The sequence below is a fragment of the Rodentibacter genomosp. 1 genome (assembly GCF_001999285.1).
GTDB lineage: Bacteria > Pseudomonadota > Gammaproteobacteria > Enterobacterales > Pasteurellaceae > Rodentibacter.
Map to the genome: position 1 here is coordinate 136,057 of NZ_MLHN01000002.1, position 13,723 is coordinate 149,779.

Genomic DNA, 13,723 nt, shown 5'->3' on the forward strand with positions numbered 1-13,723 from the left:
TTCAAAAATAACACATTTTGGGAATGACTAACAATATGAACAACTACCCTCTTTTATCTTTAATTAATTCACCGGAAGATCTACGTCTTTTAAACAAAGAGCAACTACCACAACTTTGCCAAGAATTACGCAGTTATCTTTTAGCCTCCGTTAGTCAAACCAGCGGTCATTTGGCTTCAGGGTTAGGTACAGTGGAACTTACCGTTGCACTACATTATGTATATAAAACGCCATTTGACCAACTTATTTGGGATGTGGGTCATCAGGCCTATCCCCATAAAATTCTCACCGGTCGGCGAGACCAAATGGCCACCATTCGCCAAAAAGGTGGTATTCATCCTTTTCCTTGGCGAGAAGAAAGTGAATTTGATGTATTAAGTGTAGGACATTCCTCCACATCAATTAGTGCAGGGCTTGGTGTGGCTGTCGCAGCAGAACGGGAGAACGCAGGACGTAAAACCGTATGTGTCATTGGCGACGGTGCGATCACCGCAGGTATGGCATTTGAGGCACTAAATCACGCAGGAGCATTGCACACGGATATGCTGGTTATTTTAAATGACAATGAAATGTCAATTTCAGAAAACGTAGGCGCATTAAATAACCATCTTGCACGTATTTTTTCCGGTTCGTTCTACTCCACTGTCCGTGATGGGAGTAAAAAAATTCTTGATAAAGTGCCAAGTGTCAAAAATTTTATGAAAAAAACCGAAGAACATATGAAAGGGGTAATGTTTTCACCGGAAAGCACATTGTTTGAGGAACTCGGATTTAACTATATTGGACCGGTAGATGGGCATAATATTGATGAATTAGTGGCAACATTAACTAATATGAGAAATTTAAAAGGGCCGCAATTTCTCCATATTAAAACTAAAAAAGGGAAAGGTTATGCGCCTGCAGAGAAAGATCCTATCGGTTTCCATGGTGTACCAAAATTTGATCCGACAAGCGGAAAATTGCCAAAATCAAATACTATCCCGACTTATTCCCAAATTTTCGGCGATTGGCTTTGTGAAATGGCAGAAAAGGACTCAAAACTGATAGGTATCACCCCTGCTATGCGTGAAGGTTCCGGTATGGTGGAATTTTCTCAGCGTTTCCCAGAACAATACTTTGATGTTGCTATTGCAGAGCAGCACGCAGTAACCTTTGCGGCAGGATTGGCGATTGCCGGTTATAAGCCGGTTGTTGCGATTTATTCCACCTTCTTACAACGAGCCTACGATCAACTCATCCACGATGTTGCGATTCAAAATCTTCCTGTACTCTTTGCCATTGACCGTGCCGGTATCGTGGGAGCGGACGGGCAGACTCACCAAGGAGCGTTTGATTTAAGTTTTATGCGCTGTATTCCCAATATGATTATTATGACCCCAAGTGATGAGAATGAATGCCGTCAAATGCTTTATACCGGCTACCAATGTGGAAAACCTGCTGCTGTGCGTTATCCTCGTGGAAATGCAGTCGGGGGAGAATTACAGCCGCTCAGTATGTTACCTATTGGAAAAGCTCATTTAGTTCGAGAAGGGAAAAATATAGCCATTTTAAATTTTGGCACATTACTACCCGATGCCTTAAAAGCGGCAGAGAAACTCAATGCGACAGTCGTGAATATGCGTTTTGTCAAACCACTTGATGTAGAGATGATTAACATACTTGCACAAACCCATGAATATTTAGTGACGTTAGAAGAAAACGCAATACAAGGGGGGGCGGGTTCAGCCGTGGCTGAAGTATTAAATTTATCTGCAAAACCAACCGCACTTTTGCAAATTGGTTTACCGGATTATTTTATTCCACAAGGTACGCAGCGAGAAATGCAGCATGAATTACAATTGGATGCGGAGGGCATTGAAGCACAAATTCTTGCATTTACCAATAACAAAATATCAATCTAAAAGAAAAAGCGCCGGATAAATCATTTAGAAAAAACCGGTATTATGTAGCAGAAATTTCAAAGACCTGTAGGGACAGACTGCGTGTGTCTGAAATCAAATTTTAACCAAAATAAAATAAATACGAATAAATTAAATATTGGCATTATCAAAAAACAAAACATTGATTGGTGTCATTGACACGGACACACGCAGTGTGTCCCGACCAAGCTAGCCCCAAAACAGATTTGTGCAACTAACAAAAACGGCAGTGATGAACTGCCGTTTATTTATATATGTGACAAATATTACCAAGGCTGACTTGTTGGCCCTAATGTAAACTCGCTAATATTGGTGTCTTCTGGTTGAGAAAGAGCAAAAGCTACAACATTTGCCACTCGTTCAGCCGGAATTTCAAAATTATCGTAGAGTTCCCGATAGCCTTTTGAGGTTGCTTCATTAGTAATATGATCAACTAATTCCGACTGTACGGCTGCCGGGTAAATCGTTGCAGTGCGAATATTTGTTCCCGCTTGAGCTGATTCCATACGCAACCCTTCCATAATAGCTTTTACCGCCCATTTTGTTCCGCAATATACACTCGCCCCCGGATACACTTTTAAGCCAGCTACGGAAGATACCGCCAAAATATGCCCTGATTTTTGCCGTTCAAAAGTTGGTAACACGGCGGCAATACCATTTAGCACACCTTTAATATTTACATCCACCATGGCGTCCCAATTCTTGGTTTCCAAGGCTGAAAGCGGTGAATTTGGCATTAAGCCTGCATTTAAGAAAATAGCATCCACTTTACCAAAAGTTGCCTTCGCTAACTCAACTAATTCAGCATTATCTTCCGCTTTTACCACATCGGTAACAAGGTACACTGCCTCACCACCTTTAGCTTTAATGTTATTCACAATCGCTTGTAACTTTGCTTCACGGCGTGCACCTAACACTAATTTTGCACCACTTTCCGCCAGTTTATAGGCTGTAGCTTCGCCAATACCTGATGATGCGCCGGTAATAATAACAACTTTATTTTGAAGATTCTTCATTGTTGTACTCCTATTCAAATACAATGATTCTAACCTGTTAAATTTAACTTTATTCCGTAAAATGATAAAAAGAGACTTCGCTAAAAACTAATCATTAATCATCTTAATCACCTTCGCCGGTACACCTCCCACCACACTATTAGTCGGCACATTTTTTGTTACCACGGCGCCCGCCGCAATCACTGCATTATCGCCGATACTTACCCCAGCTAAAATTGTTGCATTTGACCCGATCCAAACATTCCTACCAATGTGAATGGGGGCTGCATAGGTTGTACCACGAGTTTCAACCGTTAAGCCGTGGTTAAGAGTGGCGATATTCACGTTCATTCCAATCATCGTACCGTCACCAATAAAAATGCCTCCACGATCTTGGAAAGAACAACCTATATTAAAAAACACATTTTTACCAATGTGAATATTTTTACCAAAATCTGTATAGAACGGTGGAAAACAAAGAAAGCTCTCATCAACGGGTAAATCCGTTAATTGACGAAACAGTTCCACAATTTCCGCCTGGGTATGAAATCCTGCATTCAATTCTTTAGTGATCTTTTGTGCATCAAAGGCACATTCCACTAATAATCCGTGCAATGCTATATCGTCCGCAGGAATAGCATTTCCGGCACGACAAAATTCAATAAAATCTTGTTTATTCATTATTCTGCCCGTTCAAATTTAATCTGGCTTGACTGTGAAAGTGCGGTCAAATCGCCATCAAAATTTCCCATATAAATTAACCCTGGGGCGTAAGGGCCTTTACCAAGAAACATTGCAATATTACCCCAGGGGGCATAATAAGCGATATCACCTGCTTTTCCTGTATAAGCGGTGGGAGCATTTTCCGTACTCAGTTTTTCTTTCAAATACACGACCTTTTCATTGCTACCGTAGTTATCTAACTTTGAGGTTATGGGAAGTTGTTGCCAGAAACTTTGACTGGTTGGATTATCAGCTAATGTGGCAAAATACACACCACTATCAAGGGTAACTCTAACGTTCATTTCAGCACCTGAAGATAAACTCACTAACCCCATTAAAAGGGGAAATAAGGTTTTCATTTAATAAAATCTCTCCTAAATTTGACCGCACTTGAGTCGGTCAAGATTCGATTATTTCAAATTAGCTTTGAAAAATGCCTCAAATTTATCATAAGGAATTTTGCCCGCTTGGTTATCATATAAATCCACGTGTGTGGCATTTGGTACAATATAAAGTTCTTTATTTTTTGAACCAAGAGATTGGAAGGCTTCTTCCCCAAAATAACGGGAATGTGCTTTTTCGCCATGAACGACTAAGGCAGCGGATTTTAATTCACCGGCACGTTGTAAAATTGGCATATTGATAAATGCAAGCGGTGTCGTTTTTGACCATCCCCCATTTGAATTTACTGAACGGGGATGATAGCCACGAGCTGTTTTATAATAATCAGCATATTCTTTTACCATTTTCGGGGTATCAACAGTTTGTTCATTTGGTGCCGGTAAATGATCTTTCTTCTCCGTATAGGCTGTGTTACCGGTTTCTGCATCCCTCCAACGTTGAAAGTTCAACCCCTGCTTCATTTGGTAACGCCCTTCCATATCAAGTGCAGGCTTTCTATCATATATGCCCTGTGCGTTTGGCGTTAAATCAATTTCATAACCATTTGCCATCACTTTTGTCATATCATACATTGTGCTTACGGCTACCGCTTTAACACGAGTATCGGCAACGGCTGCATTTAATGCAAATCCTCCCCAACCACAAATACCTAAAATCCCGATCTCATCACGATTAACAAAATCCTGTGTTCCTAAAAAATCAACGGCCGCACTAAAATCTTCCGTAGCGATTTCCGGACTGGCAATATTGCGAGGCTCCCCCCCACTCTCCCCACTGTATGAACCATCAAAAGCTAAGGTCACAAAACCTCGTTCAGCCAACGTTTGGGCATACAATCCCGATGATTGCTCTTTGACCGCACCAAACGGACCACTCACTGCAATTGCCGGTAATTTTCCTTTGGCATTTTTAGGTACATAAAGATCAGCGGCTAACGTAATACCATAGCGATTTTTAAAGGTAATTTTACGATGCTCCACTTTGTCGGATTTTGGGAATGTTTTATCCCATTCTTGAACTAATGGAATATGTTGTGCTGGAATTTCAATTGCTGTAGCGTTCTGTGGTAGTGAAGCAACAGCGGTACTTCCCATTGCTAGTAATGCAGAACCGAATATTGCAGCAAGTGCGGTCTTTTTAAAAAGTGTTTTTGTCATTTTGCTTCCCTCATTAAAATTAAAGATCATTTCATCAACTAAAGGCTTGAAAGCCGTCTTCCAATATTGTCTTGATGGCGCGCATTTTAATAACTAGACTATTTCAAGTAAATTTGTAAAAATGAATTTCATAATTTCTAAAAATGAAATAATAGATGAATAATCGTTTTGAAACCCTAAAAGTATTTTGCTCTCTTGCTGAAACACTACAATTTAAAGAAACTGCTGCTCGTCTTGCTGTCTCTCCTCCTGTCGTGACCCGATTAATTGCCGAATTGGAAGATTACTTGGGCGAAGCATTATTTCAGCGTAATACCCGCCAAGTTCATTTAACGGATTTTGGCGAACAATTTCTCCCCCAAGCCCAACAATTATTAGCTGATAGCGAACGATTATTTGTACGTAATAAACAAGATTCTGAGAAAGAAATGAATGGTATCGTGCGAATCACCTTACCAAGTTGGCGAATTAACGATGAAATTTTGACAAAACTTTTAACCGCACTTTTGCCCTATCCCAACATTATTATTGATTGGCGGGAAGATATGAACAAGCTTGATCTTGTTAATCAGCGCATTGATATCGGATTACGTATTGGGCCAGAACCGGATCCCAATTTTATCGTGCGAAAAATCACTGAAATTGGAGATGTACTGGTTGCAGCCCCAACTTTAGTGGAACGCCTAGGGAAACCACAATCCCTTGAAGAATTAGAACTACGCTATCCTTTTGCCGCTCAAATAAACCCTGCCACCGGACGGGCTTGGCATTTTCTGTTAAATGACGAACACAGGTTAAAACCTCGTCATATCAGTTTCCAAAGCGCCGACATTTATAGCATGTTACAAGCAATTTTATGCGGAAAAGCAGTAGGTTTGGTGAGCGATTTTATTGCTAAGCCCTATTTACAATCAGGAGAATTATGCACACTATTTGATGATATCAAAATTCAAAAATGGCAACTTTTTTTATATCGCCCCTACGAGATCATTACGCCTCCAAGAGTGTTAAAAGTCTTTGAATTATTGGAAGAAATTTTGAAAGAAACGTTTAGCCCCTAACACACCATTAGAGACGATGTGAACAACTCACGATGAAGACGGTATTCAACTAAAATTAAAAGGGCTGAACTCAATGACAATATTGAGTACAGCCCTGAAATAACTCTCTAAGTTTTTAAGAACGAATGTATCTGGTACAACCTATACCTTTCATTAGTTATCGCCTCAAAGTGCGGTCAGTTTTGAATGTTTTTTATTCTTCATTCAATAACTTTAATTCACGGTTTCTCACTTGTTTTTTCAAGATTTCCGCAAATTCTTCTACGCTGAATGTACCAAGATCCGCGCCTTTACGGGTACGTACCGCGACTTTACCTTCTGCAATTTCTTTATCACCACAAACCAGCATATACGGCACACGACGTAAGGTGTGTTCACGGATTTTAAAGCCTACTTTTTCATTTCGTAAATCCGTTTTCACCCGTAAACCGGCATCAGATAACTGTTTTGCCACCTGTTTTACATAGTCGGCTTGGCTATCGGTAATATTCATCACTACAGCTTGAGTCGGCGCTAACCACGCAGGGAAGAAACCGGCATATTCTTCGGTAATAATTCCGATGAAACGTTCGATCGAACCTAAAATCGCACGGTGAATCATTACAGGAATTTTACGCCCGTTATCTTCTGCTACATAGCTGGCTTCTAGACGACCCGGTAAAGCAAAATCTAATTGCACCGTACCACACTGCCATTCACGACCTAAACTATCACGCAATGCAAACTCAATTTTTGGCCCATAGAACGCCCCTTCACCCTCTTGAACTTCATATTCAAGATGATTGTGTGCCAAGGCTGCGGCTAAACCCGCTTCCGCACGATCCCACATTTCATCTGAACCAATACGGTTTTCAGGACGGGTTGAAAGTTTCACATAAATATCGGTAAAACCGAAGGTACTGTAAATGTCGTAAACCATTTTAATACAGCTGGTGACTTCACTTTCGATTTGATCTTCCGTACAGAAAATATGCGCGTCATCTTGAGTAAAGCCACGCACACGCATTAAACCATGCAAAGAACCGGACGGTTCGTTACGATGGCAAGAACCAAATTCTGCCATACGGATTGGTAAATCACGATAAGATTTTAAACCTTGATTAAAAATTTGAACGTGTCCCGGACAATTCATCGGCTTAATGGCATATTCACGATTTTCCGATTGCGTGGTAAACATTAAGTCGCCGTAGTTTTGCCAGTGTCCTGTTTTTTCCCACAACACACGATCCATCATAAACGGGCCTTTTACTTCTTGATAATCGTACTCTTTTAATTTAGTCCGAACAAAAGTTTCAAGTTCGCGGAAAATCGTCCAGCCGTCATTATGCCAAAACACCATTCCCGGTGCTTCCTCTTGCATATGGTATAAATCTAAAGCTTTACCGATTTTACGGTGATCGCGTTTTGCGGCTTCTTCCAAACGTTGTAAATAGTCGGCTAATTGTTTTTTATCTGCCCAAGCCGTACCGTAGATACGTTGTAACATTTTATTCTTGCTGTCGCCACGCCAGTAAGCCCCTGCTACTTTTTGTAATTTGAAATGATGGCAGAAACGCATGTTAGGTACGTGAGGCCCACGACACATATCAATATATTCTTGGTGATGATACAACGCCGGTGTTGCCGTACGTTCAATATTTTCATCTAAAATTGCCATTTTGTACGGCTCGCCACGTTGCTCGAAAGTATCTCGTGCTTCTTGCCAAGTTACGCGTTTTTTCACCACATCGTAATTGGTTTTCGCTAATTCAAGCATCCGTTTTTCAATCGCCTCTAGATCTTCTTGAGTTAAAGAACGATCTAAATCCACGTCATAGTAGAAACTATTTTCGATAGTTGGACCGATTGCCATTTTTACATCAGGAAATAATTGTTTGATAGCATGGCCTAATAAATGAGCACAAGAATGACGGATAATTTCTAAACCGTCTTCATCTTTAGCAGTAATGATTTCTAACTTTGCATCTTGCTCGATGATATCACAGGCATCACGGCGTTCACCGTTTACACGACCGGCAATAGTCGCTTTGGCAAGGCCAGCACCAATATCTTGAGCCACTTCAAGCACAGAAACAGGGCGATCAAATTGACGTTGGGAACCGTCAGGTAAAGTAATAATTGGCATAATTTTTCCTTATCTAGAAAATTCAGCATTCGCAATGCTTTTCAAGTATTTTTGTTCTGAAATAGCTCGCTATTTTATCATAAAAGATGCCTTTATTATCAATATTATTAGATTTTATTTCTGAATGGATTCCCACTTAAATATCTATTGTTTTCTAAAAGTGACAGGGTTTAATTACCAGAGAAAACATGTTAAAACTACAGCACTTTTCAAACAGCTCGGAAAATTTATCCCTCCTGATACCCATTTGCCATATATCACTATTATGTAATGAATAGTAAGAGAGGAACGGATAATTTTGAAAAATAGGGGAAAATTCATCATTTCCCCTTTATCTTTTCTATTTTTTTGTCAATTTTCGCACCACGGTGGTTAAACCAAAGGTGAACGCAATAACAGGAAAAGTTACCCCTAATTCGGTTTCCCATTCTTGCCACATTAAAACACGATAAATAACAAAACCAATAAACCAAATAGCTAAACCTATAACATCAATATTTTTCTGAGGTTCGCTTTGTTTAAATACAAAGAAATCAGCAATCAAGACTCCTATCATAGGAGCAAACACCGAGCCGATAAAAAAGAGAAAATGCTCATATTGTGTGACCGGCAACATTGTTGCAAGAATAATACCGATAACCACCGTGAGAATTGAAACCCACTTCACACTCAATTTAGCGTAAATATTATTCAAGCTCATTCCCGTGGAATGTGCTGGTAATGCTGTATTAATCATGGTTGATGTGATAACAATCAGAACACCAACGATACTGACACCGGATAATGCCAAAATTTGAGCGATTTCTGATTTTCCGCTTACAAGCGCAGCCCCTAATCCAATGGAATACATCCAACAGCTTGTAACAGTATAGACGAGAGTAGAAAGTGCGGTTGTTTTTAATGGTGTTTTTGTGTGTTTCGTATGATCGGAAACAACCGGAATCCAAGATAACGGCATAATCGCGGCAATCTCTACCGCAGTACCAAACTTAATATGATGTTGCTCTTCCAACAGCGGGATAAAATCACGGCTAATAATTTGCAATGTTAACCAAAGCATTAATAAAAACATCGTCACCAAAGAAAGACTTTTTATCACACCAAGATTGGTAAATCCCATTAATAACCAGACTATGATGAGTACACCTAATCCAACGGTAAATAAGGGGAAAAGTGCATTTTGTGTATCCTGTTGATTCAAAATAGAGATCACCTCCGCCCCCATATAAATCATCACAGCAGTCCAACCGATAAGCTGCATAGCATTGAGCACGGAGAAAAGTATCGAGCCTTTTTGACCAAAAGAAATCTGCACGGTTTGCATTGCACTTTTTTGTGTTTTAGCACCGATTAAGCCGGCACAAAAGAACGCCCGAGTAAAATAGCAAGAATCCATTGTTTCCAGCCAAGGGGCGCAAACCAAGTTCCGGTTAAAATTTCAGCCATAGAAATAGCCGCAGTAAACCACACAAGACTTGCAGTAAGATTTGAATGTTTGTGTTGCATTTTTTTCTTCCTTTAGGTTAAGTGTTGTTAATGAAAATTTATAATATAGAAAATTCAAGAGGTTTGAAAACCATGTTTATTAAACAATACTTCTTTTAGCGTAATTCAGTTATTGCATAGCAGAATACCGACAAAAAAGATGATTACCCGTTGGTAAATAAGATATTCAATATAAACAAATTTTTAATATCCATACCTTAGTTATAAAAACAATTAGCTAAAAATTGGAGATTGATAAAATAAAAAAATAGGACGATTAACGCCCTACCCAAATTTAATCCCTCTCTTTTTGTAAATGCCTTCTAATCAAAGTTATCACCTGCTCCCCTTCAAACTGTGTTTTAAACACCACCTCAGTTTGAGTAGAAATATGAGAAAACAGACGTTCAGCATGTTTGATTTTACTTTTTTCTTGCTGCCTTAGAAATTCTGAATCTTTTACTCCTTTAGCTTCAATAACAAAATTTAAAATCTCATTATTTTTAGTTTTTATAATATAAGCAAAATCAGGGGAATAAGTCCCACCACCCGCCACAGGAATTTTGATGGAGTTTTTTGGGATCTTAGTAAATACCGTCACGCCTTCAATTTCTCCATGAGTGATATTTTGATGCTCAATTTCAGAATCGTAAAAAATCTCGCTGAACAAATAGCTTGAGGCAGGTTCACGCACCTCATCGGTCATTCTGCCTAAATCCGTAACTCGAACTGCTTTAGGTTGTCCGTTTTTATCAGTAAATTGTGTTGGATGAACCGAATTATTCACCATCTGATAGCCCAATTCAAACTTACTAAAAGAATGGTGCAATAAGAACTGATTAAAACCGCTACGAATTTGAGCAATAGTCTGCATATTCAAAAATTGGGAAATATCCAATTCCGACCGCACTTGATGAAAAGCTTGATGTAAAGTTGTCATTTTGATTTTTGCTGTCGCAGATAAAGTTTCCAAAAATTCACGATAACTCATAGTATTAAAACGAATGAATGTACTATCTAAATCATCTTTGTTTCGAGCAATCATCACACCATTTTTGATATAGGTTTCGGAAACTTTGGTGCGAATGCCAGCTTGTTTAAATTTGTCGCCATTTTCTTTTAAATAAGAAATCAATAACGCTAAAAAATCAGCTTCCGAATCAATTTTATATTGCAAAATTGCTTTATGATGAATCAGCTCCCACAATGTTTTTAGCTCTTCATATTTCCCCTCACGCATAGGGATAAAATTACCTTTCTCTTTTGCCTCGGTGATTTTTCCTTTGTACAATCCCGAGTTAAATGCATTAGGGAAAAGCTGTTTCACCTGCTGATAAGCGGCACTGCTCACAAAATTGTCATTATCGTCAATCAGTTTATTATCTGCCAATTTATGAGTGATACTGCGGTTACTTTCTTGCGGATAAGCGCGTTTGATTTTTTCTAATAATTCGGACGAAAGTGCGGTCGGAATTTGCTCTATTTCAGACACTTTATTCACTTCCCCAACCAATTCCTCTACGAAATCTTTTTCACTATTATCTACAAAATAATTAAGCTGATATTGTGGCGAACGCACCCGTTCCATCAACTCATTCACCGGTAAACGCAAGCCACGCCCCACTTTTTGGAGCTTAGAGGTTTTGCTGCCACTGGAGCGCAATTTGCAAATCTGAAATACATTCGGGTTATCCCAGCCTTCGCGTAACGTCCATTTGGAAAAAATAAAACGGCGTGGATTTTCTAAAGAAAGTAACGTTTCTTTATCATGCAGAATTTCATTTACTTCTTGTTCAATTTTGTCGTCACTTTCGCTATTATCTTTGGAAAAATAACCGCCGTGAGTAAGCGATACATCAGCGATAGTTTTAACCAAATAATCTCGATAAAACGGATCGTTTTCTATTTTCAATCTTTCTTTTGCTTCTGCCAAAACCCAACTTTCAAATTTTTCTTTTAAGCTGCCCGCAATCTCGTTACCACTGCGATAGCCTGCAATATCATCAATAAAAAACAAAGTAAGCGGTTTGATTTTTGGTGACGTTTGTGTAAACAACTCTCGTTCCAATTTGAAATGCTCAACAATCGCTTTTTTCATCATGCTATCTTGCACGGTTTCCGAGTAAGAATAGGGATTAAGTAACGCACCTATTTTTAACTCTAAACCATTGCTTAATGCTAGATTGCTTTTATTCATCGCCTCAATTTTTAGCTCAAAAATAGCAGGATGAATTTTAGCTAAATTGTCGCCTTTGCTTAAATGGAAGGTTTTATTCTTGCCGTTTTCAGCGAGGTCAAAAGTCGCTTGAGTACCTGAAAGTGCGGTCAGTTTTACTTGTGCTTTTAAACCGCCCTCTTGTTCTTCACAAAATACACGAACACCTTTCACTAAATCTTGGTTAAACGCATCCACCGCTGTCAAGCGGTAAATCAGGTTGTGATATTGTTCATTGAATGTTGCGCCATATCGCAAAATATATTGTGGGTCTAATCGTTTGATATTTTCCCAAGTTTTCTTAGCTGTTGGGAATTTATGCGGTTCATCAATAATCACTATCGGACGAACGGCAGCAAGAGCAGCTTGCGGTTGATCAAAGAGATCTTTTAAAGCACGATCACTACTTTCTGTCATTGAGGGGGAATTAATCATTCCCGCATTAATCAGTAAAACATGAATGTCATTTTGATTTTCCGCTTTCACAAATTGATCGATTGCCGCAGAAATATAGGATTTTTTGCCCTTTGATGTTTTTTGGCTTTCCACCACATAGGTTTTAAGATTCACCTTGTCATAATCATTACCAAAATCTTGGCGGAAATGCTCTGCAAGAGATTGGCTTTGCAAAAAATATTTTGTGCCGGCTTTGATAGAAAGCGTTGGAACAACCACAATAAATTTAAACACGCCAAGCATACGGTGTAAATCGTACATTGTTTTGGTATAAGTGTAAGTTTTGCCCGTACCGGTTTCCATGGAAATATCCAACACGTTTGAACCATCAAAAGTGCGGTCAATTTGATTGGCATTTTGAACCGATCTCAAATTTTTCACATATTGCCCATTAGCGAAAATCAATTCGGGATTTTCATCGGCAAAATGTTGTTCTGGGGTTACGCCATCAAACACGGCAAGCACAGCTTGAATGCCTTGTTCTTGATGAGAGAGATTTTTTTCGTAGTTAAAGCCACTCATTTTTAACCACCTAATTGCGAATAATCAAACTCAATACGATATTTTTCTTATTGCTATAAGTTTCAATCGCTTGGTTCAATTCTTGCTGCATCGCACTTGACATATTTTCACCGAATACAATCACGCGGTTCGGATTGAAATCCTTGTCACTATCCAACTTTTGAATAAATGCAAGCAAATCTGCAGAAGTAAAGCCGGTTTCTAATAAATATAAACGTTTATCGCATAAATGGGCGGTATAATCGCCAAGTTTAACTTCCGAAATCGGGTCGGTCAGTAATGCCCCATCATTCAATGCCCAAGTGGTGAGCAAGGAGTGATATTGGGCTTCGGTCAAGTTTTCTACAAAAGGCAACGTTGCCTGTTCTAGGGAAAATTCATCATCACTATGATGTCTGAAATTATCGGTGGTTTGATAAATCTTAAAACCTAAATCACATTGCGTATCAGGAAAATCTTGTCGAATTTTAACCGCACTTTTCTCAATTCTGGCTTTGGTGATGTCAAAAATGGTTTTGTAGCCGGCTTTAAAGGCCTCAGATTTTTCGTCCGTTTTCTCAGCAAGTTGCACCAAAATAAATTGGCGATTGCCTCTATCTTCAGCGTTGAGTTGCATTACGGCATGGGCGGTTGTGCCGGAGCCGGCAAAGAAGTCAAGGATAA

General features: G+C 39.3%; 9 protein-coding genes and 2 pseudogenes. 2 read left to right on the forward strand and 9 right to left on the reverse strand.

Translation table 11 applies throughout. The features are described from left to right. Nucleotides 1-23 precede the first annotated feature (23 nt). A complete protein-coding gene (dxs, locus tag BKK54_RS01370) occupies nt 24-1,901 on the forward strand; it encodes a 1-deoxy-D-xylulose-5-phosphate synthase (RefSeq protein WP_077540776.1) in 1,878 nt (625 codons plus the stop codon). A gap of 284 nt (nt 1,902-2,185) precedes the next feature. Here the strand turns inward: dxs and BKK54_RS01375 are convergent, their stop codons facing one another. The 4 genes and pseudogenes from BKK54_RS01375 to BKK54_RS01390 form a co-directional block, all read right to left on the reverse strand. Then, the gene (locus BKK54_RS01375; protein ID WP_077540778.1) at nt 2,186-2,935 is read right to left on the reverse strand and encodes an SDR family oxidoreductase; all 750 of its coding nucleotides are present in this window, start codon (nt 2,933-2,935) and stop codon (nt 2,186-2,188) included. Between the two features lie 102 nt (nt 2,936-3,037). Then, nucleotides 3,038-3,193 (reverse strand): annotated as a pseudogene (locus BKK54_RS12245) (DapH/DapD/GlmU-related protein); the annotation flags it as partial. A 401-nt stretch (nt 3,194-3,594) separates the two neighbouring features. Next, nucleotides 3,595-3,996: a cyclophilin-like fold protein gene (locus BKK54_RS01385; protein ID WP_228063533.1), complete on the reverse strand. Its 402-nt coding sequence runs from the start codon at nt 3,994-3,996 to the stop codon at nt 3,595-3,597. Between the two features lie 51 nt (nt 3,997-4,047). Continuing rightward, entirely contained in the window at nt 4,048-5,196 is a 1,149-nt protein-coding gene (locus BKK54_RS01390) for an alpha/beta hydrolase (protein WP_077540782.1), read from the reverse strand. A gap of 155 nt (nt 5,197-5,351) precedes the next feature. Here BKK54_RS01390 and BKK54_RS01395 point away from each other — a divergent pair, with 155 nt between their 5' ends. Continuing rightward, complete coding sequence (locus tag BKK54_RS01395; RefSeq protein ID WP_077540784.1) at nt 5,352-6,257, forward strand: LysR family transcriptional regulator; 906 nt, start codon at nt 5,352-5,354, stop codon at nt 6,255-6,257. Nucleotides 6,258-6,450: 193 nt separating this feature from the next. Here BKK54_RS01395 and thrS read toward each other — a convergent pair whose 3' ends face one another. The 5 genes and pseudogenes from thrS to BKK54_RS11975 form a co-directional block, all read right to left on the reverse strand. Then, complete coding sequence (gene thrS / locus BKK54_RS01400) at nt 6,451-8,382, reverse strand: threonine--tRNA ligase (protein WP_077540786.1); 1,932 nt, start codon at nt 8,380-8,382, stop codon at nt 6,451-6,453. A 340-nt stretch (nt 8,383-8,722) separates the two neighbouring features. Beyond that, nucleotides 8,723-9,778 (reverse strand): cytosine permease, encoded by a 1,056-nt coding sequence (locus BKK54_RS01405; protein WP_244153076.1) that lies wholly within the window; start codon nt 9,776-9,778, stop codon nt 8,723-8,725. Continuing rightward, a complete protein-coding gene (locus BKK54_RS11970; protein ID WP_244153078.1) occupies nt 9,733-9,888 on the reverse strand; it encodes a hypothetical protein in 156 nt (51 codons plus the stop codon). The genes BKK54_RS01405 and BKK54_RS11970 overlap by 46 nt, the downstream gene beginning before the upstream one ends. A 274-nt stretch (nt 9,889-10,162) precedes the next feature. Beyond that, nucleotides 10,163-13,060, reverse strand: coding sequence for a type III restriction-modification system endonuclease (locus tag BKK54_RS01410; protein WP_077540787.1), 2,898 nt, complete (start codon nt 13,058-13,060; stop codon nt 10,163-10,165). A 10-nt stretch (nt 13,061-13,070) separates the two neighbouring features. Beyond that, nucleotides 13,071-13,723: pseudogene (locus BKK54_RS11975) on the reverse strand (site-specific DNA-methyltransferase); the annotation flags it as partial.

What these genes read in the sequence shown, in the direction of transcription:
- dxs (WP_077540776.1), top strand. Translation starts at nt 24, where the DNA reads ATGACTAACAATATGAACAACTACCCTCTTTTATCTTTAATTAATTCA.
- BKK54_RS01375 (WP_077540778.1), bottom strand. Translation starts at nt 2,935, where the DNA reads ATGAAGAATCTTCAAAATAAAGTTGTTATTATTACCGGCGCATCATCA.
- BKK54_RS01385 (WP_228063533.1), bottom strand. Translation starts at nt 3,996, where the DNA reads ATGAAAACCTTATTTCCCCTTTTAATGGGGTTAGTGAGTTTATCTTCA.
- BKK54_RS01390 (WP_077540782.1), bottom strand. Translation starts at nt 5,196, where the DNA reads ATGACAAAAACACTTTTTAAAAAGACCGCACTTGCTGCAATATTCGGT.
- BKK54_RS01395 (WP_077540784.1), top strand. Translation starts at nt 5,352, where the DNA reads ATGAATAATCGTTTTGAAACCCTAAAAGTATTTTGCTCTCTTGCTGAA.
- thrS (WP_077540786.1), bottom strand. Translation starts at nt 8,382, where the DNA reads ATGCCAATTATTACTTTACCTGACGGTTCCCAACGTCAATTTGATCGC.
- BKK54_RS01405 (WP_244153076.1), bottom strand. Translation starts at nt 9,778, where the DNA reads ATGGATTCTTGCTATTTTACTCGGGCGTTCTTTTGTGCCGGCTTAATC.
- BKK54_RS11970 (WP_244153078.1), bottom strand. Translation starts at nt 9,888, where the DNA reads ATGCAACACAAACATTCAAATCTTACTGCAAGTCTTGTGTGGTTTACT.
- BKK54_RS01410 (WP_077540787.1), bottom strand. Translation starts at nt 13,060, where the DNA reads ATGAGTGGCTTTAACTACGAAAAAAATCTCTCTCATCAAGAACAAGGC.